At 64.9% G+C, this 18,371-nt stretch carries 21 protein-coding genes and 1 riboswitch; of the genes, 10 read left to right on the top strand and 11 right to left on the bottom strand.

All coding sequences use genetic code 11. The annotated features are described in order from the left end of the window. Position 1 precedes the first annotated feature (1 nt). The gene (locus tag AACZ65_RS11815) at positions 2-424 is read left to right on the top strand and encodes a heme-binding protein (protein WP_339671096.1); all 423 of its coding nucleotides are present in this window, start codon (positions 2-4) and stop codon (positions 422-424) included. Here AACZ65_RS11815 and AACZ65_RS11810 read toward each other — a convergent pair. The 8 genes from AACZ65_RS11810 to miaA form a co-directional block, all read right to left on the bottom strand. Continuing rightward, complete coding sequence (locus AACZ65_RS11810; RefSeq protein WP_339671094.1) at positions 421-870, bottom strand: carbon monoxide dehydrogenase subunit G; 450 nt, start codon at positions 868-870, stop codon at positions 421-423. The two genes, AACZ65_RS11815 and AACZ65_RS11810, sit on opposite strands and share 4 nt — an antisense overlap. A gap of 26 nt (positions 871-896) precedes the next feature. Then, entirely contained in the window at positions 897-1,664 is a 768-nt protein-coding gene (locus AACZ65_RS11805; RefSeq protein WP_339671091.1) for an XdhC family protein, read from the bottom strand. Continuing rightward, the gene (locus AACZ65_RS11800; RefSeq protein WP_339671089.1) at positions 1,661-2,842 is read right to left on the bottom strand and encodes a VWA domain-containing protein; all 1,182 of its coding nucleotides are present in this window, start codon (positions 2,840-2,842) and stop codon (positions 1,661-1,663) included. Before AACZ65_RS11800 ends, AACZ65_RS11805 begins: the two co-directional genes overlap by 4 nt. Then, positions 2,839-3,717: a MoxR family ATPase gene (locus AACZ65_RS11795; RefSeq protein ID WP_339671087.1), complete on the bottom strand. Its 879-nt coding sequence runs from the start codon at positions 3,715-3,717 to the stop codon at positions 2,839-2,841. The genes AACZ65_RS11800 and AACZ65_RS11795 overlap by 4 nt, the downstream gene beginning before the upstream one ends. Before the next feature lie 67 nt (positions 3,718-3,784). Beyond that, the gene (locus AACZ65_RS11790; protein WP_339671085.1) at positions 3,785-6,202 is read right to left on the bottom strand and encodes an aerobic carbon-monoxide dehydrogenase large subunit; all 2,418 of its coding nucleotides are present in this window, start codon (positions 6,200-6,202) and stop codon (positions 3,785-3,787) included. Beyond that, positions 6,199-6,693 carry a (2Fe-2S)-binding protein gene (locus tag AACZ65_RS11785; RefSeq protein WP_339671083.1) on the bottom strand — a complete coding sequence of 165 codons (495 nt, stop codon included), beginning with the start codon at positions 6,691-6,693 and terminating at the stop codon, positions 6,199-6,201. The genes AACZ65_RS11790 and AACZ65_RS11785 overlap by 4 nt, the downstream gene beginning before the upstream one ends. Before the next feature lie 11 nt (positions 6,694-6,704). After that, positions 6,705-7,559, bottom strand: coding sequence for a xanthine dehydrogenase family protein subunit M (locus AACZ65_RS11780; RefSeq protein ID WP_339671082.1), 855 nt, complete (start codon positions 7,557-7,559; stop codon positions 6,705-6,707). Positions 7,560-7,697: 138 nt separating this feature from the next. Beyond that, positions 7,698-8,585 (bottom strand): tRNA (adenosine(37)-N6)-dimethylallyltransferase MiaA, encoded by an 888-nt coding sequence (miaA, locus tag AACZ65_RS11775; RefSeq protein ID WP_339671080.1) that lies wholly within the window; start codon positions 8,583-8,585, stop codon positions 7,698-7,700. Positions 8,586-8,726: 141 nt separating this feature from the next. On the opposite strand from miaA, the gene pyrH reads away from it, so the two are divergent. The 8 genes from pyrH (at position 8,727) to AACZ65_RS11735 (ending at position 15,293) form a co-directional block, all read left to right on the top strand. Further along, positions 8,727-9,452: a UMP kinase gene (pyrH, locus tag AACZ65_RS11770; protein WP_206018426.1), complete on the top strand. Its 726-nt coding sequence runs from the start codon at positions 8,727-8,729 to the stop codon at positions 9,450-9,452. Between the two features lie 48 nt (positions 9,453-9,500). After that, on the top strand, positions 9,501-10,064 hold the full coding sequence (gene frr, locus AACZ65_RS11765; RefSeq protein ID WP_339671078.1) for a ribosome recycling factor: 564 nt from the start codon (positions 9,501-9,503) through the stop codon (positions 10,062-10,064). Next, positions 10,064-10,807, top strand: coding sequence for an isoprenyl transferase (locus AACZ65_RS11760; RefSeq protein WP_052115262.1), 744 nt, complete (start codon positions 10,064-10,066; stop codon positions 10,805-10,807). Before frr ends, AACZ65_RS11760 begins: the two co-directional genes overlap by 1 nt. After that, positions 10,804-11,583, top strand: a complete 780-nt coding sequence (locus tag AACZ65_RS11755) for a phosphatidate cytidylyltransferase (RefSeq protein ID WP_339671076.1) — start codon at positions 10,804-10,806, stop codon at positions 11,581-11,583. The genes AACZ65_RS11760 and AACZ65_RS11755 overlap by 4 nt, the downstream gene beginning before the upstream one ends. Next, the gene (gene dxr / locus AACZ65_RS11750) at positions 11,580-12,758 is read left to right on the top strand and encodes a 1-deoxy-D-xylulose-5-phosphate reductoisomerase (RefSeq protein ID WP_339671074.1); all 1,179 of its coding nucleotides are present in this window, start codon (positions 11,580-11,582) and stop codon (positions 12,756-12,758) included. Before AACZ65_RS11755 ends, dxr begins: the two co-directional genes overlap by 4 nt. 3 nt (positions 12,759-12,761) lie before the next feature. Then, the gene (rseP, locus tag AACZ65_RS11745; RefSeq protein ID WP_339671072.1) at positions 12,762-14,111 is read left to right on the top strand and encodes an RIP metalloprotease RseP; all 1,350 of its coding nucleotides are present in this window, start codon (positions 12,762-12,764) and stop codon (positions 14,109-14,111) included. 80 nt (positions 14,112-14,191) lie between these two features. Further along, positions 14,192-14,662: an OsmC family protein gene (locus AACZ65_RS11740; protein WP_339671070.1), complete on the top strand. Its 471-nt coding sequence runs from the start codon at positions 14,192-14,194 to the stop codon at positions 14,660-14,662. 50 nt (positions 14,663-14,712) lie between these two features. Next, positions 14,713-14,914, top strand: a riboswitch (cobalamin riboswitch). Between the two features lie 109 nt (positions 14,915-15,023). Continuing rightward, a complete protein-coding gene (locus AACZ65_RS11735; protein ID WP_297543205.1) occupies positions 15,024-15,293 on the top strand; it encodes a hypothetical protein in 270 nt (89 codons plus the stop codon). A gap of 284 nt (positions 15,294-15,577) precedes the next feature. Here AACZ65_RS11735 and AACZ65_RS11730 read toward each other — a convergent pair whose 3' ends face one another. Continuing rightward, positions 15,578-15,802, bottom strand: coding sequence for a DUF1127 domain-containing protein (locus AACZ65_RS11730; RefSeq protein WP_297543203.1), 225 nt, complete (start codon positions 15,800-15,802; stop codon positions 15,578-15,580). 250 nt (positions 15,803-16,052) lie between these two features. Between AACZ65_RS11730 and AACZ65_RS11725 the strand changes: the two genes are divergently transcribed. Beyond that, entirely contained in the window at positions 16,053-17,108 is a 1,056-nt protein-coding gene (locus AACZ65_RS11725; protein WP_339671067.1) for an Mrp/NBP35 family ATP-binding protein, read from the top strand. Positions 17,109-17,207: 99 nt separating this feature from the next. Here AACZ65_RS11725 and AACZ65_RS11720 read toward each other — a convergent pair whose 3' ends face one another. Next, positions 17,208-17,717 (bottom strand): peptidoglycan-binding domain-containing protein, encoded by a 510-nt coding sequence (locus AACZ65_RS11720; protein WP_339671065.1) that lies wholly within the window; start codon positions 17,715-17,717, stop codon positions 17,208-17,210. Between the two features lie 35 nt (positions 17,718-17,752). Then, complete coding sequence (locus tag AACZ65_RS11715; RefSeq protein ID WP_037270575.1) at positions 17,753-18,115, bottom strand: OB-fold nucleic acid binding domain-containing protein; 363 nt, start codon at positions 18,113-18,115, stop codon at positions 17,753-17,755. Positions 18,116-18,371 lie beyond the last annotated feature (256 nt).

Genomic DNA, 18,371 nt, shown 5'->3' with positions numbered 1-18,371 from the left:
CATGATGACAGTGAAGCGGCTTGATCTGGCGGATGCCGGGGTGCTCTTGGCGGGCGCGCGGGCCAAGGCGGTGGAGATTGGCGTGCCGATGTGCATCGCCATCACCGACGAGGGCGGCAATCTGGTGGCGTTCGAGCGGATGGACGGGGGCAAGGTCACGTCGATCACCATTGCCATCGACAAGGCCTTTACCGCCGCCGGAGCCAAAAAGGCGACGCATGAATATGGCGAGGTAAGCCAACCGGGCAAACCGGTTTACGGCATTGCCTCGGCCATTGGCGGGCGGTTGATGGTGGTGGGCGGTGGCCTGCCTGTCGTCGTGGACGGAGAGGTTGTGGGCGGCATCGGCGTGAGTTCGGGCACACCGATGCAGGACCGCGACGTCGCAGAGGCCGGGATCGCGGCGTTTCTGGCGGGGATCTAAACTTCGGCGGGGGTCAAGGCCTGCTGAAAATTTGCAAAGAACTGTGCGGCGAGTTTCTTCGCCGTGCTCTGGATCAGGCGGCTGCCCAATTGCGCAAGCTTGCCACCGATTTCGGCGCGGGCGGTGTAGCGCAGCGTGGTGACGCCGTTGTCTTCGGTCAAAGTCACATCCGCCCCGCCTTTGGCATGGCCTGCGGCCCCGCCATTGCCCTGACCCGTCAGTGAAAACGCATCCGGCGCGCCGGAGGTGTCGAGCGTGACCGTGCCAGTAAAGCGCGCCTTGACCGGCCCGATCTTGAGCACGACGCGCGCCTCAAGTTCAGTGTCGGACTGTTTGATCAACTCCTCACAGCCCGGAATGCTCTGGCGCAGAATTTCGGGATCGTTCAGCGCGGCGTAGACGCGGGATTTGGGCGCGTGAAGCGTGATTTCATCGGCGAGGTCCATTGGGTCTCCTTGATACTTGGGGAATGTCAGGTCTGGCGCTGGCCCTGGCGGCGGTGCTGGACGATCTGCGCAAGGATCGAGAGCGCGATTTCCTCGGGCGTCACGGCATGGATCGCAAGGCCTGCAGGCGCGTGAACCCGCGCCAGCGCCTCAGGCGTGGCCTCAAGCCGCGCGGCGAGGGTGGCGAACTTGCGGCGGCTGGCGACAAAGCCGATATAGGTGGCGTCAGAGGCCAGCGCCGCGCGCAGGGCGTCAAGATCGCCCGCGCCTTGGGTGGCGATGACCACCATGGGGGCGTGGTTGGCTGCGGGCAGGGGGCCAGAATCGGGCTGGGTATCCGGCGTGGTGATGTCAAAGCCGAAGGGCTGGGCGAGAGAGGCAAGCGCCAGGGCCACGGGCGAGGCCCCGAGAATCACCAGTTCCGGGCGGGGCAGGACGGGTTCCACGAAAATCTCCATCGCGCCCTTGCTGGGACAGCCGTTGCGGGCGATGTCGCGCCCCTCATGGCGCTGACCGGGGCTGAGGCCCTGTGCGGTCAGATCCTCGTCGGGCTGAATGGAAATCAGGCGCGGTGTGCCTTCGGCGATGGCGCTCTGGGCGGCGCGGGCCACCGCGCCCCGCACGCATCCGCCGCCGATCCAGCCCTCGGTGATGGTGCCATCGGCGAGGATCAGCGCCCGTGCGCCCGGCTTGGCGGCGGTGGCCCCCACGGTGCGGATCACGGTGGCGATCGCATAGGGGGTGCGGGCGGCGTTCAAGCGGTGGGTAGCGGTGTTGAGCGTGTCAGGGATCATGTCAGGCGCTCCAACTGCGGGCCAAGCGCCGCCAGATCATTGAGCGTCGTGGCTGCGGCGAAGAGATCAAGATGCGGCAGGGCGGCGGCCATGGCAGCCGTCACCGGCGCGTAATCCTTCCAACCTTTCAAGGGGTTGAGCCAGATTATGCGGCCGCCCCGTTTGCGCAGTCGCGCGAGGGCGTCGGTCAGGGCGGCGGGCGGGTCGGTGTCGTAGCCGTCCGAGAGGATCACCACGACCGAGCGCGAATTGACGCACTGGCGCGCAGGGCCGTGGGCGAACTGTGCAAGCGATGCGCCGATTTTCGAGCCGCCGCCAAAGCCATCGGCCAAGAGCGACAGGCGGTTGAGCGCGCGTAGCGGGTCAGGGTCGCGCAGCGCGTCCGAAATGCGCACAAGGCGGGTGTGGAACAGCCACGCGTCGGTGGCGTCATCGGCGCGAATGAGGCCGGTGAGAAAGGCGAGAAACACCCGCGCGTAGATTGTCATCGAACCGGAGACATCGCACAGGGCTATGATCCGCATGCGCCGATCCGGGCGCTTCTTGCGCGGGAGTGTCAGCGGCTCGCCCCCGGTCGAGAGGCTGGCACGGATCAGGCGGCGAAAGTGGATGTGATCGCCCCGGCGCGCGGCGCGGCGGCGGCGCGACCGGCGGTAGGCGAGGGAGTGCGCGAGGTGGCGGGCGATGGATTCAGCGGCGGCAATATCCTGCGGGCTGACAAGTTTGCGCATGTCGTGGTGCATGAGGCTGGCGGTGCGGCTGGCGATGAGCGTGCCGGTGCCCTCGCCATGCGCGGCACCTGCACCATCGTCGGGGGCATGGATTTGCCCGCGCGCGGCGGCGTCTTCACCGCTTGCCTCGCGGCTGTTGTGGCTGTGGGCATTGCCGCCGCGCTCTGACGGGGCAAATTTTTCGCGCACGCGGCCGGCGTTAAGCCAATAGCTGTCAAAGAGCGCGTCGAACTGGGCTACCTCATCGGCGGTGCTGGCGCAGACCGACTTGAGGGCGCGGCGGGTCTCGTCTGGGTTGGCCGCGTTGATATGACTGAGGGCTGTAAGAGCTGTTTCCGTCTCGCCCACCCCCAACCGCAGGCCATTGGCGCGCAGATGGGCTATGAAACCCGCGACACGCGCCGATGGCCCCGGATCGCGGGCGGCAAAGCGGGTGACGCGGCTCATGCTGCCTGTCCCGCGAGGCGCTGCGCCACTTCGGTGGTGATGCGGGCGCGGTCCACTTGGGTCTTGAGCAGGGTGGCGAGGGCAGCTTGCAGGATCACCGGATCATGGGTCAGGTCGTTGATGCCGAGGCCAGCGAGGGCGGCGGCGAAATCGAGGGTTTCGGCGATGCCGGGGGTTTTCTCCAAATCCTCGCGGCGGATCGCCTGCACAAAGCTGACGATCTGGCGGGTGAGGTGGTGGTCGATCTGGGGACAGCGGCTTTGCAATATTGCAAGCTCTGCAGCACGGTCAGGGTAGTCGACATGCGCATAAATGCAGCGTCTGCGCAGCGCATCCGAGAGGTCGCGGGTGCCATTGGCCGTCAGGATCACCATGGGGCGCGCGGTGGCGGTGAGGGTGCCCATCTCGGGAATGGTGATCTGGAACTCGGACAGGATTTCAAGAAGATAGGCCTCGAATTCCTCGTCCGCGCGGTCGATCTCGTCGATCAGCAGAACCGGCGATTCCGTCTGCCTGATGGCCTGCAACAAGGGACGCTCCAGCAGATATTCATCCGAGAATATCCGTGCCTCGACGCCGGCCCCTGTCTCGCCCCCCTCGGCGGCGGCACGGATGGCAAGGAGTTGGCGGGGGTAGTTCCATTCATAGATCGCCTGTGCTGCGTCCAGCCCTTCGTAGCATTGCAACCGGATCAGGCGCGCGGATTTGAGCGCCGCGAGCACGCGCGCCACCTCGGTTTTGCCGACGCCTGCCGCCCCTTCAAGCAAGAGGGGACGCCCCAGAGAGAGCGCGATATGCAGGGCCATGACCAGATCATCGCCCGCGATATAGCCATGATCCGCCATGCTCTGTTGCAGATCGCGCCAGTCTGCCATGCTGTCATCCTGTTTCTTCTTGGTGCAAATACTCCGGGGGTCCGGGGGCTGGCCCCCGGTCCCGTCCTCAGCCATGCAGCCCAAGCTCGTGCGCCGCGCGCCAGATGCGCCAATGATCATGCGGCATATGGGTGTGGCGCAGGCCAAAGGGGCGCAGCGCGTCATGCACGGCGTTGGAAAAGGCCGGAACACCGCCGACATTCGGGCTTTCGCCCACGCCCTTGGCCCCGATGGGGTGATGCGGCGAGGGGGTTTCGGTGTGATCGGTGGTGTAATGCGGCGTTTCCCAGGCAGTCGGGAGGAAGAAATCCATCAGCGTGCCGGTTTTGACATTGCCCATCTCGTCATAGGCAATTTCCTGCCCCATGGCGATGGCGAGTGCCTCGGTCAGGCCGCCGTGGACCTGGCCTTCGATCACCATCGGGTTGATGCGGGTGCCGCAATCGTCGAGCGCGTAGAACTGGCGCACCGCGATTTCGCCAGTGTCCACGTCGATCTCCATCACGCAGATATAGGCGCCGAAGGGATAGGTCATGTTGGGCGGGTCATAGTAGCTGACCGCTTCGAGCCCCGGCTCGACGCCGGGAATGGCCTGATGATAGGCGGCATAGGCAATCTCGGCCATGGTCTTGAACCGTTCCGGCGCGCCCTTGACGACAAAGCGGTCGATGTCGAATTCGACGTCATCGTCGTGGACCTCCAGCAGATAGGCCGCGATCATCTGCGCCTTGGCGCGGATCTTGCGACCGGCGAGCGCGGTGGCCGCGCCTGCAACGGGGGTCGAGCGGCTGCCATAGGTGCCAAGGCCGTAGGGGGCGGTGTCGGTGTCGCCTTCTTCCACCGTGATCTTGTCCGCCGGAATGCCGATTTCGGAGGCGAGGATCTGGGCAAAGGTGGTGGCGTGACCCTGACCCTGAGAGATGGTGCCAAGGCGGGCGATAGCCGATCCGGTCGGGTGGATGCGAATCTCGCAGCTGTCGAACATGCCCATCCCGAGGATGTCGCAATTCTTGACCGGGCCTGCGCCGACGATTTCGGTGAAATGCGTCAGGCCGATCCCCAGCAATTTGCGGGTTTCACCGCGTTTGAAGGCCGCGACCCGGTCGGCCTGTTCCGCGCGCAGACCGGCGTAATCCACGGCCTTGAGCGCCTTGTCCCAAGCGATGTGATAGTCGCCCGAATCGTATTCCCAGCCAAGCGCCGACTGATAGGGAAACTGGTCGGCGCGGATGAAGTTGAGGCGCCGCAGCTCTGCGGCATCCATGCCCAACTCGATCGCAAGTATCTCGATCATCCGTTCGATGAAATAGGCCGCCTCCGTCACGCGGAAGGAGCAGCGATAGGCGACGCCGCCGGGGGCCTTGTTGGTATAGACGCCATCGACGCCGACATAGGCCACGGGGATGTCATAGCTGCCGGTGCAGATGTGAAAGAAGCCGGCAGGAAATTTGGTGGGATCGGCGCAGGCGTCGAACGCGCCGTGATCGGCGGTGACATGGCACCAGAGGCCAGTGATCTTGCCGTCTTTGGTGGCCGCGATCTTGCCTTTCATCCAGTAGTCGCGGGCGAATGCGGTGGCCATCAGGTTTTCCATCCGGTCCTCGACCCATTTCACCGGCACGCCGGTCACGATAGAGGCGACGATGGAACAGACATAGCCGGGATAGACCCCCACCTTGTTGCCAAAACCGCCGCCGATGTCGGGCGACACAACGCGGATGTTGTGTTCGTCTATTCCCGAGAGCAGCGAGGCCACGGTGCGCACCACATGCGGGGCCTGAAAGGTGCCGTAGACGGTGAGCTTGCCATTCACCTTGTCCATCGAGGCGACGCAGCCGCAGGTTTCCAGCGGGCAGGGGTGGGTGCGGTGGTAGTAGATCATTTCCTCGGCCACCACATCGGCGGCGGCGATCACCTCTTCGGTGGCGGATTTGTCGCCCTCTTCCCACAAGAAGATGTGGTTGGGGTGGCGGCGGGGGCCGTGGGCACCATCGGCGCCGGGGACGAGATCCTCGCGCAGGGTCACATCGGATTGCAGGGCCTCGAACGGGTCGGTGATGACGGGGAGTTCCTCATACTCGACCTCGACCAGTTCCACGGCATCGGCGGCGACATAGCGGTCGCGGGCGACGACAAAGGCCACCTCTTGCCCTTGAAAGAGCACCTTGCTATCGGCCAGCACCATCTGTTTGTCGCCTGCCAGCGTGGGCATCCAGTGCAGGCCAAGCGGTTCGAGATCCTTGGCGGTCAGCACAGCCACCACGCCATCAAGCGCCATGGCGGCGGAGGTGTCGATGGATTTGACGCGGGCATGGGCGTAGGGCGAGCGGACAAAATCGCCAAAGAGCATGCCGGGCAGCTTGATGTCATCGACATAGTTGCCCTTGCCTTGGGTAAAGCGCGCATCCTCGACGCGCTTGCGGGCGCAGCCGATGCCCTTGAGCTTGGCGGTGCGGTCGTCGCGGTCTGGGGTCAGGTCGTTCATTCTGCGGCCTCCTTGGCAGCATTGATCGTGGCGGCGGCGGCAAGCACGGATTTGACGATGTTCTGATAGCCGGTGCAGCGGCAGAGATTGCCGGCCATACCAAAACGCACCTCTTCCTCGGTCGGGTCGGGGTTTTCCTTGAGGAGTTGCGCCGCGCGGGTGATCATTCCCGGCGTGCAAAAGCCGCATTGCAGCCCGTGATGCTCGCGGAACGCCTCTTGCAGCGGATGCAGCGAGTCGGGCGTGCCAAGGCCCTCAATGGTGGTGATGGTGGCGCCATCGGCCTGAGCCGCAAAAACGGTGCAGGATTTGATCGACCGCTCGCCCATGATCACGGTGCAGGCGCCGCAATGCGAGGTTTCGCAGCCAATGTGAGGCCCGGTGATATTGAGGCGTTCGCGCAGGACGTGGATCAGGAGTTCGCGCGGCTCTGCCAGCAATTCATGCCGGGTGCCATTCACGGTGAGGGTGATCTGCATTTTCTTGGACATGGGTCTATTCCTCAGGCGCGCGACCAGGCGCGGGCGATGGCGCGGGCCAGAATGATGCCCGCAGCGTGGCGTTTGAATTCGACCGGTCCGCGATTGTCCTCTGACGGGTCGATGGCGGCCTGCATTGCGGTGATTGCGGCGATAACGGCATCCTCGTTGCAGGCGGTGCCGACAAGGGCCTCGCCTGCTGCCTCGGCCCAGATGGGCGTATCCGACAGGTTGGTCATGGCGATGGATGCAGTGGTGCAGCGATCGCCCGAGCGGGTGAGGATCACGGCGGCGGCGGCGGTGGCGTAATCGCCGATCTTGCGTTTCTGCTTTTCATAGGCCTGCCCGCCGGTGGGTGCGTCAAAGCTGACGGCGGTCAGGATTTCGTCATCCTCACGGGCGGTGAGATAGGCGCTCTCGTAAAACTCTCGCGCGGGGATGGTGCGGCTGCCACTCGGGCCGGTGACGTGGAATGTGGCATTCAGGCATTGCATGAGACCGGGCATGTCGTTGCCGGGATCGCCATTGGAGACATTGCCACCGACCGTGCCCATGGCGCGCACCTGCGGGTCGGCAATCTGAAGGGCGGCTTCGCGCAGGATGGGCGCGTGGGTGGTGAGGCCGGCATGGGCGATGATTTCCGCCTGTGTGACCATGGCCCCGAGGGTGATCCGGCTGCCATCCATGGTGATCCCGCGCAGGGCGTCGATGGCTTGCAGGTCGATGAGATGCGGCACCTCGGCCATGCGCAGCTTCATCATCGGGATGAGGCTGTGACCGCCTGCGATGACGCGGGCGTCGTCGCCGTGTTCTTGCAGCAGGGCCAAGGCGGCGGGCAGATCACCGGGGCGGTGATATTCGAATGCGGCTGGAATCATGTGGTCTCCTCCCAAAGACGGGGCCGGGCGGCCTTGGGCGGGATTTGGAGAGGGCGGGCGCGGATTGTCGCCTCACATGTCCTGAAAATCGCGGCTCGCTGCACGAAATGCGAAATGGTTGCACGAAATGCGAGTGTTTCAGGCGGCGAGCGTTTCGGCGTCGATGGGGTGCCACGCCTGCATCCGCGCTCGGAACCATGTGCGCTGGCGTTTGGCATATTGGCGGGTGGCGATGGTGGCGGCCTCGCGGGCCTGATCGAGGGTCATTTGCCCACGTAGATGCGCGATGAGTTCGGGCGCGCCGATCGCCTTCATCGACGGCAGGGCAGGGTCCCAGAGGGGCAGATTGGCGCGCGCCTCGTCCAGCGCTCCGGCGCCCAGCATTGCATCAAAACGGCGAGCGATACGGGCCCCAAGCCAATCCTTGTCAGCGGTGATCACGAGCGGCGTGCAGGTGCCGAGCGGCAGGAGAGGCGGCGGTGTGTCATCCTGCCAGGCGGCCAGCCCCCGACCCGTGGCGCGCTGCACCTCCCAGGCGCGCTGCACGCGCATCGGGTTTCGCGTGTCGATGCGGTCACGGGTCGTGGGGTCGAGCGCAGCCAGAAGGGGGGCAAGGCCCTGGCTGGCCAGCAGGTGATCTGCCTCGGCGCGGATCGCGGCGGGGGTTGCGGGGATTTCGGCCAGACCTTCGGTCAAGGCGCTGAAATAGAGGCCGGTGCCGCCGACGATGATGGGCCGCGCGGGAGCCTTGAGGATCGCCGCCACCTCGCGCAGCCAATGGCCGGTGGAGTAGGGCGTGCGCGCACCGACGTGACCATAAAGGCGGTGGGGGATTGCGGCCTCATCCTCGGGGCTGGGCCGCGCGCTGAGAATCCTCCAGTTTTCATAGACTTGCAGGGCGTCGGCGTTGACGATCACGCCGCCTTGGGTGCGGGCGATTTCCATCGCAAGCGCCGATTTGCCGCTGGCAGTGGGGCCGGCGATCAAGATGGGGCGGTCGGGGGCGATGTCAATGGGCAGGTGCATAGGCCCCGGTTAGCGCCAATCGCGCGGTTTGGCGAGGCGGTTTGCCGCCTTTTCCCCGCGAAACGGGGTGATCAGCGATTGCACATGGGCGGCATTTGCGACATTTTGCGCGGGATTGACACGACCGAGCGGAGAATGCCGATGACCACCCCGGAGAGAGCCAAATTCACCCGTGTGATGCTCAAGATTTCCGGGGAGGCGCTGATGGGGGATTTGGGGTATGGCCTGCATCCGCCCACGGTCGAGCGGATCGCGCGCGAGGTCAAGATCGTGCATGATCTGGGGGTCGAGATCTGCATGGTTATCGGGGGCGGCAACATCTTTCGCGGTTTGCAAGGCAGTGCGCAGGGGATGGAGCGCACGACCGCCGATTACATGGGCATGCTCGCCACGGTGATGAACGCGCTGGCGATGCAATCGGCGCTGGAAAAGATGGGCGTGTTCTGTCGGGTGATTTCGGCCATCCGCATGGATGAGGTGGCAGAGCCCTATATCCGCCGCCGCGCGGTGCGGCATCTGGAGAAAAAGCGCGTCTGCATCTTTGCTGCCGGAACCGGCAATCCCTATTTCACTACGGATACGGCCGCCACGCTGCGCGCCAATGAAATGGCCTGCGAGGCGATCTTCAAGGGGACCAAGGTGGACGGCGTCTATGACAAGGACCCGATCAAGCACGCGGATGCCAAGCGGTTCGAGCGTGTGACCTATGACGAGGTTCTGGCGCAGCATCTGGGGGTGATGGATGCCTCTGCGATTGCGCTGGCGCGGGACAATAACCTGCCGATCATCGTCTTCTCACTTGACGAACCGGGCGGGTTCAAGGGCATTCTGGCCGGTGAGGGCACCTATACAACCGTGCACGGTTGAGGCAAAACAAGGCTCAGACGCAAGAGCCGCAAGAAGGACCAAGACAGTATGGCGGATGAAATCGAAATCGACACAGGCGATCTGGAACGCCGGATGGAAGGGGCGATTGGCGCGCTGAAGACCGAGTTTGCCTCGTTGCGCACCGGGCGCGCCTCGGCCTCGATGCTGGAACCGATCATGGTCGATGCCTATGGCCAGAAAACCCCGATCAACCAGGTGGGCACGGTCAACGTGCCAGAGCCGCGCATGGTGACGGTCAATGTCTGGGACAAGGGGCTGGTCGGCAAGGTCGAAAAGGCCATTCGCGAGAGCGGTCTGGGTATCAACCCGCAGCTCAATGGCACGATCATCATGTTGCCGATCCCCGAGTTGAACGAGCAGCGCCGCAAGGAATTGACCAAGGTCGCCGCGCAATATGCCGAACACGCCCGCGTCGCCGTGCGCAATGTGCGCCGCGATGGCATGGATCAGATCAAGAAGGCCAAGGGCGATGGCATGTCGGAGGATGATCAGAAATTCTGGGAATCCGAGGTGCAATCCCTGACCGACCGTTTCATCAAGCATGTGGATGAATTGCTTGAGGGAAAGCAAGCGGAGATCATGCAGGTCTGATGGCAAAAAGCGCGCCCATGGCAGGAATATCCGCGCCGGCCGAGGGGCCGCGCCATGTGGCGATCATCATGGATGGTAACGGACGCTGGGCGCAAAAGCGCGGGCGTCCGCGCCTTTTCGGGCATCACGCCGGCGCGCGGCGGGTGCGTGAAATTGTGCAGGCCTGCCCCGGTTTGGGGGTCAAGTATCTGACGATCTTTGCCTTTTCCACCGAGAACTGGAAACGGACACAGACCGAGGTGGCCGGTCTCATGAGTCTCTTTCGCCGCTATATCATGAAGGAAATGCAGGAATTCGTGCGCGAGAATGTGCAGGTGCGTTTCATCGGGGACCGGCCGCGTCTGGATGCCAAGCTGCGCGGGCTGATGGACGAGGCCGAGGCGATGACCGCGCATTGCACCGGCACGAACCTGACCATTGCCCTGAATTATGGGGGGCGCGATGAGGTATCGCGCGCCACGCGGCGGCTGGCAGAGGATGTGGCCGCAGGGCGGTTGCGCCCAGAGGATGTGGACGAGGAGACCTTGCCCCGGTATCTGGATACCTATGTTTTGCCCGACCCCGATCTGGTGATCCGCACCAGCGGCGAGGCGCGGATTTCCAATTTCCTGCTCTGGCAATCGGCCTATGCGGAATATGAGTTCATCGACACGCTCTGGCCGGATTTCACGCCGGACGTCTTTGCTGGATTGCTCGCGCAGTACGGCACGCGGGACCGCCGCTTTGGAGCTGTGCCTGCATGAGCGGCGCGGCGCGTTGGGCTGATCTCTGGCCCCGGCTTGTGTCGGGTATCGTGCTGATCGTCGTGGGCGCGGTTGAGATCTGGGTAGGTGGATTACCCTTTGCCGCGCTGGTCTGTGCGCTGGCGGGCGCGATGATCTGGGAAGCCGCGCGGATGTTCGCGGCCCGTGATGCGCTGCGCTCTGGCGTGCTGGCGGCGGTGGCCTTGGCGCTGGCGCTCTGGCTGCCGGGGATCATGGTCTTGCCTCTTTTGCTGGCCGCAGTGATGGTCGCGTCAAGCTCAATCGAGCGCGAGCGCGGGCCGTTCTTTGCGCTGGCGCTCTGGGCGCTATTGGGCTGTTATGCCATGGGCACGCTCCGCGCCGAGGCAGGTTTGGTCTGGGTTTTGTGGCTGGTTGCGGTCGTGGTGATCTCGGATGTGGCGGGGTACTTTGCCGGGCGCATTCTGGGCGGGCCCAAGTTCTGGCCACGGTTCAGCCCCAAGAAAACATGGTCCGGCACGATTGCGGGCTGGATTGGTGCGGCTGTGATCGGGCTGATCTTTGCCGGGCCGACCGGGGCAGGTCTTGCGCTGGTGCCTTTGTCGGTGCTGGTAGGCTTTGCCGGGCAGATGGGGGATATCGCCGAGAGCGCGGTCAAGCGGCTGCGTGGGATCAAGGACAGTTCCAACCTCATCCCGGGTCATGGCGGTGTTCTGGACCGGTTCGATGCGATGCTGGGCGCGGCGCTGGTTGTGGTGATCCTTTGGGCGCTGGGTCTCTTGCCGGGGGTGGCATGAAACGTATTTCCATTTTAGGCGCGACCGGTTCTGTCGGGCAGAACACAATTGACCTGATCCGCCGCGCGCCGGGCGCCTATCAGGTGGTGGCGCTGACGGGCGGGCATCATATCGACCAGCTGGCGCGGGATGCGATTGATCTGGGGGCCGAAGTGGCGGTCACGGCGCATGACGATCTGCTGGTGTCCCTGCGCGAGGCGCTGAGGGGCAGCAAGGTCGAGGCGGCGGCGGGCAAGGCCGCGCTGATCGAGGCGGCCAGCCGTCCGGCGCAATGGGTCATGTCGGCTATCGTAGGGGCCGCCGGGCTGGCCCCCGGTCTGGCGGCGCTGGAGCAGGGCGCGACACTGGCCCTGGCCAACAAGGAATCGCTGGTGACGGCGGGGGCGCTGATGATGCGCACCGCGCGCGCCAACCGCGCCAATATCCTGCCGGTGGATAGTGAGCATTCGGCGATTTTTCAGGCGCTGGTCGGCGAGGATGCTGCCGCCGTGAGCCGGGTCATCATCACCGCCTCGGGCGGGGCATTTCGCGATTGGCCGCTGGAGCGGCTGGCCGCCGCCACCGTGGCCGAGGCGTCGAGCCATCCCAATTGGGCCATGGGACAGAGGATCACCATCGATTCCGCCTCGATGTTCAACAAGGCGATGGAGATGATCGAGGCGCGGGAATTCTTTGGCTTTGCCCCCGATCAGATCGAGGTGCTGATCCATCCGCAATCGCTTGTGCATGCGCTGGTGGGGTTCTGCGACGGGGCGCTCATGGCGCATGTAGGGCCGCCCGACATGCGCCATGCCATCGGCTACGCGCTGAACTGGCCGCAGCGTCAGGCGCTGCCGGTGGCTGCACTCGATCTGGCGGCGATTGGCACGCTGGAATTTCGCCCGCCTGACCCCGAGCGTTATCCCGCGCTGCGGCTTGCGCGCGAGGTCATGCAGGCGCGCGGCCTCTCGGGGGCGGTGTTCAACGCCGCCAAGGAGCGGGCGCTGGATCACTTTATCGCAGGAAGGATCGGGTTTACCGACATGAACATCGTGGTTGAGGAGGTTTTGACAGCCTTGCACGATGCGCCCGAGGCGCGGAATTCCGAGATGACCCTTGATGTGGTGGCCCACATGGACCATCTGGCTAGGAAGCAGGCCGATCTGGTCGTGTCTCAGCGAAAAACCCAAGGATAAAGTGTGGAAATTCTGACCTCTCTGCCGCAGTTCGGCAATCTGTTCGTGACCCTTGCAGCCTTTGTCGTGGCCTTGTCGGTGATCGTCGCCGTCCATGAATATGGCCATTACATCGTCGGGCGCTGGTCGGGGATCAAGGCAGAGGTGTTCTCGCTTGGGTTTGGTCCGGTGCTGTTTTCGCGGATGGACCGGCATGGGACACGCTGGCAGATCGCGGCCTTGCCCTTTGGCGGGTTCGTCAAGTTTCTGGGCGATGCCGATGCCGCGAGTGGCAAGGATGGCGCGGCGATGGCGGCGCTGCCGCCTGAACGACTGCGCCAGACCATGCATGGTGCGCCTCTCTGGGCGCGCACGGCGACGGTGGCGGCGGGGCCGATATTCAATTTCATTCTGTCCATCGTGATCTTCAGCGCGGTGATGATGACTGGTGGCAAGACCGCCGATCCGTTGACGGTGGGGGCATTGAAGCCGCTGCCGGTAGCTGGGATCACGCTAGAACCGGGCGACCGGGTGCTGAGCATCGAAGGCCAACCCCTGCCGGATGTGGCGGCGGGCGAGGTCTATGACGACATGATCGACGCGCTGCCGCGTGTGGCGCTGCTCGACTACAGGGTCGAACGTGCAGGGCGCGAGATCGAGGCGACGGGGCCACAGCTCATGCCGCCCTTGATCAGCGGGCTTGCGCCGCAATCGGCGGCATTTGCTGCGGATCTGGAGGCGGGCGATGTCATCACGGCGGTTAACGGCACGCCGATTGTGGCCTTTGAAGAGCTCAAGGTTGTGGTCGAGGGATCGAACGGGGCACCTCTGACGCTGACAGTGTGGCGCGAGGGTCGCGGGACCCACGAGGTCTCGATCACGCCGCGCCGGGTGGACGAGCCGCAGCCTGAGGGCGGGTTTCGCACCGAATGGCGGATCGGGATTGCGGGCGGCATGGCGTTCGAGCCTGCGACAGAGCGGCTGGGGCTGATCGAGGCGGTGGGCGATGCGGTGGCGCAGATCGGCGACATCATCCAAAGCTCGCTCTCGGGTCTCTATCACATGATCACGGGCGCGATCAGCAGTTGCAACATGTCCGGGCCGATCGGTATCGCGCAGGTCTCGGGGGCGATGGCCAGCCAGGGCGCGCAGAGTTTCATCTGGTTCATCGCGGTGCTGTCGACGGCGGTGGGGCTGCTCAATCTCTTTCCGGTGCCGGTTCTGGATGGCGGGCATCTGGTGTTTTATGCCTATGAGGCGGTCGCGGGCCGTCCGCCGAGCGAGCGGGCCTTGCGGGTGCTGATGACCGTTGGTCTCACGCTCATTCTGTCGCTGATGCTGTTTGCCCTCTTCAACGATATTTTCTGCCCCTGAGGGCGGGTGCGGCGATCCTGACTTGTCTGGCGCGACGATTTCGCGCGATGCTGCGCGCGTGCCAAAGGGGAGCGCAGAGCATGTCAGAGCATGACTATACCGCCCGCGTCGTGTGGACCGGAAACCGGGGCGAGGGGACGCGGCATTACAAGGGCTATGACCGCACCTGGAATGTCGAGACGCCGGGCAAGCCGGTGATCCATTGTTCCAACGACCCGCTGCTCGGGGGAAATCCCGGCCTGCACAACCCCGAGGACATGCTGATTGCCGCGCTCAGCGCCTGTCATATGCTGTGGTTTCTGCATCTGGCGAGTGACGCAGGCATTGCCGTGCAATCCTACGAAGACGATCCGCTGGCGGTGGGGGAGACCGACAGCGCCGGGGCGAGCCGGTTTCTGCGTGCCACGCTGCGGCCAAGGATTGCGGTGCCGGCGGGAACCGACCTTGCCCAAGCCGATGCGCTGCATGGGCAGGTCCATGCCTTTTGCTTTATTGCGCGCTCGGTGAATTTTCCGGTGAGCTACGCGGCGCGCTACCGGGTTCTGGCGTGAGCGGTCCGGGCGGCGTCGGTTTCAGGCTTGCGGCTTGGGGGCCCGCGCGGTTAGGCTAAACCTGTCAGGGTGCCGCCCTTTGGGGCGGAGAATTGGGAAGCCGGTGCAAGTCCGGCGCTGCCCCCGCAACGGTAAGGAAGGGCGTTTCGGCAATAGGCCACTGGGCAGGTTTGCCCGGGAAGGTGCCGCAACGCGAGGGCCGCATGGCCTGCCGTCCAAGCCCGGAAACCAGCCTTGGCGTGACGTCGAATCGCGGGGTGCGGTGCGGGCGTGTGCACGCCAGGCCGGATGCTCCGACGTGCCATGACCCTTGCCGCTCTCGCCCCATCCGACCCGGGGTGCGGTCGGGGAGAAAAGCAAGATGAGTTTTCTACGAATCATGGATGGGCTTGAGAGCAGCCCGGCGACCGGGTCACAGGCGATGCAGGCCGCGCGGTTGGGTTTCCTGCAATGGGCCTGCGCGGTCGATGGGCCGGTCACGTCACAGCTTGTCAGGGCCGCGCTGGAAAGTCCGGAGGCCCAGACCGCCGAGAGCGACGCGGCGCGGGCCTTTGTCGGGGTCCTGCAAGAGGCCTGCCGCGCCTTTCAGGTCAAGCCGGTGCGGCGTGGACGGGCGCGGATTCTGCATTGAGGGCAGGGCCGCGTGGCCAATGGCGACCGGAGGCACCAGCCGTTCGGTCATGTCACTGAAAATCTCTGCTTTGCCTGCGCGCAATAAAAAACGGCGGCACCAGGGAGGAGGAGGGGTGCCGCCGTTTCCTATACGTCCGGCCCAGGGAGGAGGAGAGGGCCATCCGCAAAACATAAGGACCTGTTCAGTCCCAATTTGACGGCCCCGAGCATCAGGGAGGAGGAAAGATGCCCGTGACCGTAACAGATACCCCAGGGAGGAGGAGGGGGGTATCTGATCCTTTATTACGACCGGTGGCCGTAAACTGTTTCATGCGCAACGCGGCGAATTTCGCTGCGGTGCAGGCCCAGATCGGCGAGGTCATGCGCGCTGAGCTGCGACAACTCATTGACCGTGCGGCGATAGGTGCGATAATCCACGATACGCTGCATGGCAGCATAAACAGCCGCGCTCAGGTCTTCGCCAAGAACGGCGGCGGCAGAGCGTCTGGTGTAAAACGTCGTCGGCATTTTTTCGGGTCCTTGCGGATTTGATCGTGTTCAAGTTCGGCGAAGTTCGTTTCGCCCTTTGTTGAGACTAAGATACGCCTTTGCTGCGCCTGCACAATACCCCGCATGAGCAATGCTGCTATGCAGCAATTGCATAAGCCGAAAGTGACCTAAGGTTAAGCAAATGCGGCATTTTTTAGGCGTTATGTGAAGATGTGCCGTCCCGGTTGTGGGGCGGGCGAAAGAGCAACCCAAGACCAAAGGACCGAAAATGAGCGATTTTCGCAGCGAACTTGAAGCGCGGTTGCGGCACCTCGAACTGCCCGACGGGGGCGATCTGATGTCACGGGATATGGTGCGCGCGCTCGAGGTCGAGGCGGGCGAGGTGCGCTTTGTCATCGAGGCTCCAAGCCCGGAGATGGCGCGGATGATGGAGCCGTTGCGTGCCGCCGCCGAACGCGCGGCGCTGAGCCTGCCGGGGATCGTCCGGGCTCGGGTGGTGCTTACGGCGCAGGCGGCCCCGCCTGTGTTCAAGCTGGGGCAGCATCCCAAGGGGGGCAATGCCTCGATCAGGCCAGAGGGCATCGGCGCGCTGCTGGCGGTGGCCAGCGGCAAGGGCGGTGTGGGTAAATCCACCGTCGCGGCCAATCTGGCGGTGGCGCTGGCGCGTCAGGGGCGGCGCGTGGGATTGCTCGACGCGGATATCCACGGGCCGAGCCAGCCTCGGATGATGGGGCTGAGCGCGCGCCCGGCAAGCCCGGATGGCACGCGGATCACCCCGCTTGAGGCGCATGGCGTCAAGGTCATGTCGATCGGGCTGATGCTCGATCCGGCCAAGGCGGTGATCTGGCGGGGGCCGATGCTGATGGGGGCGTTGCAGCAGATGCTGGCGCAGGTCGATTGGGGCGATCTTGACGCGCTCATCGTTGACCTGCCGCCGGGCACGGGCGATGTGCAACTGACGCTCAGCCAACGCGCGCGGCCCGATGGGGCGATCATCGTCTCGACGCCGCAGGATGTGGCCCTTCTTGATGCGCGCAAGGCGATGGACATGTTCCGCACGCTGCAGGTGCCGATCCTGGGCATGATCGAGAACATGTCGTTCTTTTCCTGTCCCGCCTGTGGCCATGAGGCGCATGTTTTTGGTCATGGCGGGGTCCGGCACGAGGCCGAGGGCTTGGGTCTGCCGCTCCTGGCGGCCTTGCCGATTGATCTGGAAACCCGGCTGGCGGGGGACGCGGGCCGTCCCGTGGCGGCGGGCGATAGCGCGGCGGCGCGGGCCTATCTGGCGCTGGCACAGCGGCTGGTCGATCAGGGGCAGGGCTGAGGGCTGGGGGCGCTGCCCCCGTCCCGGATTGATCCGGGATTCCCCCGAGGTATTTCGGGCCAGGCGAAGCCGGAGGCAGGGTTGAAGAGGGCGACCGCGTCAGTCGGGGATCGGCGTGGCCACCAGCCCCAGGCGACGGGCGCTGTCGAGCGAGAGCGTGTCGCTGTCCAGACCAAGCGGGGCCTGATAGCGGGCGATGGCGGCGCGGGTGCGGGCGTCGAACCGGGCCGTGATCTGGCCCGTATAGAGCCCGCGTGCCGCGAGCGCGCGTTGCACCGAGGCGATGAATTCGGGCGTCTGCACATCGGGGCAGGGGGTTTCGTACCAGGTCGTGACACGTTCCCGCAGAATGGCCTGACGGGTCACGGTGGCATAGGTGGCGGGGCGCAGAACGCGTCCCGTGGCATCGGTTTCAGCCGGCGAAAGCTGCACCTGCTCGGTCACGGTTTCGATTACGGCCGGAGTGTCCTTCTTTCCCCAGCAGGTGCCGGGCGCGGCACCGGGTGGGGCCTCGGCCCCGAGGCTTGGGCGATCCGGGCCGGGTGGCGCGGGCTGGCAGGCGGCAAGGGCGAGCGCGAGCGCGAGACAGGACAGGCGGAAAGGCATCATGGGCAGGCGTCTCGCGAGAGAGGAACGGGCAGAGCCTAGCCTGTTTGATCCGGTGGGGAAAGCGGGGTTTCGGGATCGGCCAGAAGGTCAAGCAGGGGCGAGATGTCCTCGATCTCTTCGGCGACGACATGGGTCACACCCGATTGCCGCTCGACCCGGCCAGTGACCCGCAGCATTCGCCCGGCGATGACCGCGCGGCGAAAGCGGTCGAACACCTTGCGCCAGATCACGACATTGACGGTGCCGGTCTCGTCCTCGAGCGTGACAAAGACCACGCCGCGCGCGGTGCCGGGACGCTGACGCACCAGCACCAGCCCTGCCACGGTCACGCGCCGCCCCGGCGCCACCTCGGGGAGGGCAGCAGCGATCAGGGCTGAGGGGGGGCGGGCAGGTGGCATCGTGATCGGGGCTTTCTGGTGCGCGCGGTCTTGAGCAAGAGCTATCCAATCCCGAGGGCCTTGTGCAAGATCGCGACGTGGTCGGGTCACGGTGATACGCGGTGATGCGGCGCTCCGATCTGCGAAGCGCGTGCTTTCTGGCACACGATCACAACGTGACCCGACGATGCCGACGGCGACAAGAGCAGAATTCGATGATGTGGAAAAGTGGCAGCCCGTAGGGGAGTCGAACCCCTCTTTTCAGGTTGAAAACCTG

The sequence above is a fragment of the uncultured Roseovarius sp. genome (assembly GCF_963972555.1).
In the GTDB taxonomy this organism is placed as follows: Bacteria; Pseudomonadota; Alphaproteobacteria; order Rhodobacterales; family Rhodobacteraceae; genus Roseovarius; species Roseovarius mucosus.
This window is presented reverse-complemented; position numbering and strand designations above follow the sequence as displayed.

What these genes read in the sequence shown, in the direction of transcription:
- AACZ65_RS11790 (WP_339671085.1), bottom strand. Translation starts at nt 6,202, where the DNA reads ATGAACGACCTGACCCCAGACCGCGACGACCGCACCGCCAAGCTCAAG.
- AACZ65_RS11760 (WP_052115262.1), top strand. Translation starts at nt 10,064, where the DNA reads ATGGCAAAAAGCGCGCCCATGGCAGGAATATCCGCGCCGGCCGAGGGG.
- AACZ65_RS11715 (WP_037270575.1), bottom strand. Translation starts at nt 18,115, where the DNA reads ATGCCACCTGCCCGCCCCCCCTCAGCCCTGATCGCTGCTGCCCTCCCC.
- pyrH (WP_206018426.1), top strand. Translation starts at nt 8,727, where the DNA reads ATGACCACCCCGGAGAGAGCCAAATTCACCCGTGTGATGCTCAAGATT.
- AACZ65_RS11740 (WP_339671070.1), top strand. Translation starts at nt 14,192, where the DNA reads ATGTCAGAGCATGACTATACCGCCCGCGTCGTGTGGACCGGAAACCGG.
- AACZ65_RS11795 (WP_339671087.1), bottom strand. Translation starts at nt 3,717, where the DNA reads ATGGCAGACTGGCGCGATCTGCAACAGAGCATGGCGGATCATGGCTAT.
- miaA (WP_339671080.1), bottom strand. Translation starts at nt 8,585, where the DNA reads ATGCACCTGCCCATTGACATCGCCCCCGACCGCCCCATCTTGATCGCC.
- AACZ65_RS11805 (WP_339671091.1), bottom strand. Translation starts at nt 1,664, where the DNA reads ATGATCCCTGACACGCTCAACACCGCTACCCACCGCTTGAACGCCGCC.
- AACZ65_RS11755 (WP_339671076.1), top strand. Translation starts at nt 10,804, where the DNA reads ATGAGCGGCGCGGCGCGTTGGGCTGATCTCTGGCCCCGGCTTGTGTCG.
- frr (WP_339671078.1), top strand. Translation starts at nt 9,501, where the DNA reads ATGGCGGATGAAATCGAAATCGACACAGGCGATCTGGAACGCCGGATG.
- AACZ65_RS11735 (WP_297543205.1), top strand. Translation starts at nt 15,024, where the DNA reads ATGAGTTTTCTACGAATCATGGATGGGCTTGAGAGCAGCCCGGCGACC.
- AACZ65_RS11815 (WP_339671096.1), top strand. Translation starts at nt 2, where the DNA reads ATGATGACAGTGAAGCGGCTTGATCTGGCGGATGCCGGGGTGCTCTTG.
- AACZ65_RS11730 (WP_297543203.1), bottom strand. Translation starts at nt 15,802, where the DNA reads ATGCCGACGACGTTTTACACCAGACGCTCTGCCGCCGCCGTTCTTGGC.
- dxr (WP_339671074.1), top strand. Translation starts at nt 11,580, where the DNA reads ATGAAACGTATTTCCATTTTAGGCGCGACCGGTTCTGTCGGGCAGAAC.
- AACZ65_RS11725 (WP_339671067.1), top strand. Translation starts at nt 16,053, where the DNA reads ATGAGCGATTTTCGCAGCGAACTTGAAGCGCGGTTGCGGCACCTCGAA.
- AACZ65_RS11720 (WP_339671065.1), bottom strand. Translation starts at nt 17,717, where the DNA reads ATGATGCCTTTCCGCCTGTCCTGTCTCGCGCTCGCGCTCGCCCTTGCC.
- AACZ65_RS11810 (WP_339671094.1), bottom strand. Translation starts at nt 870, where the DNA reads ATGGACCTCGCCGATGAAATCACGCTTCACGCGCCCAAATCCCGCGTC.
- AACZ65_RS11780 (WP_339671082.1), bottom strand. Translation starts at nt 7,559, where the DNA reads ATGATTCCAGCCGCATTCGAATATCACCGCCCCGGTGATCTGCCCGCC.
- AACZ65_RS11785 (WP_339671083.1), bottom strand. Translation starts at nt 6,693, where the DNA reads ATGTCCAAGAAAATGCAGATCACCCTCACCGTGAATGGCACCCGGCAT.
- AACZ65_RS11800 (WP_339671089.1), bottom strand. Translation starts at nt 2,842, where the DNA reads ATGAGCCGCGTCACCCGCTTTGCCGCCCGCGATCCGGGGCCATCGGCG.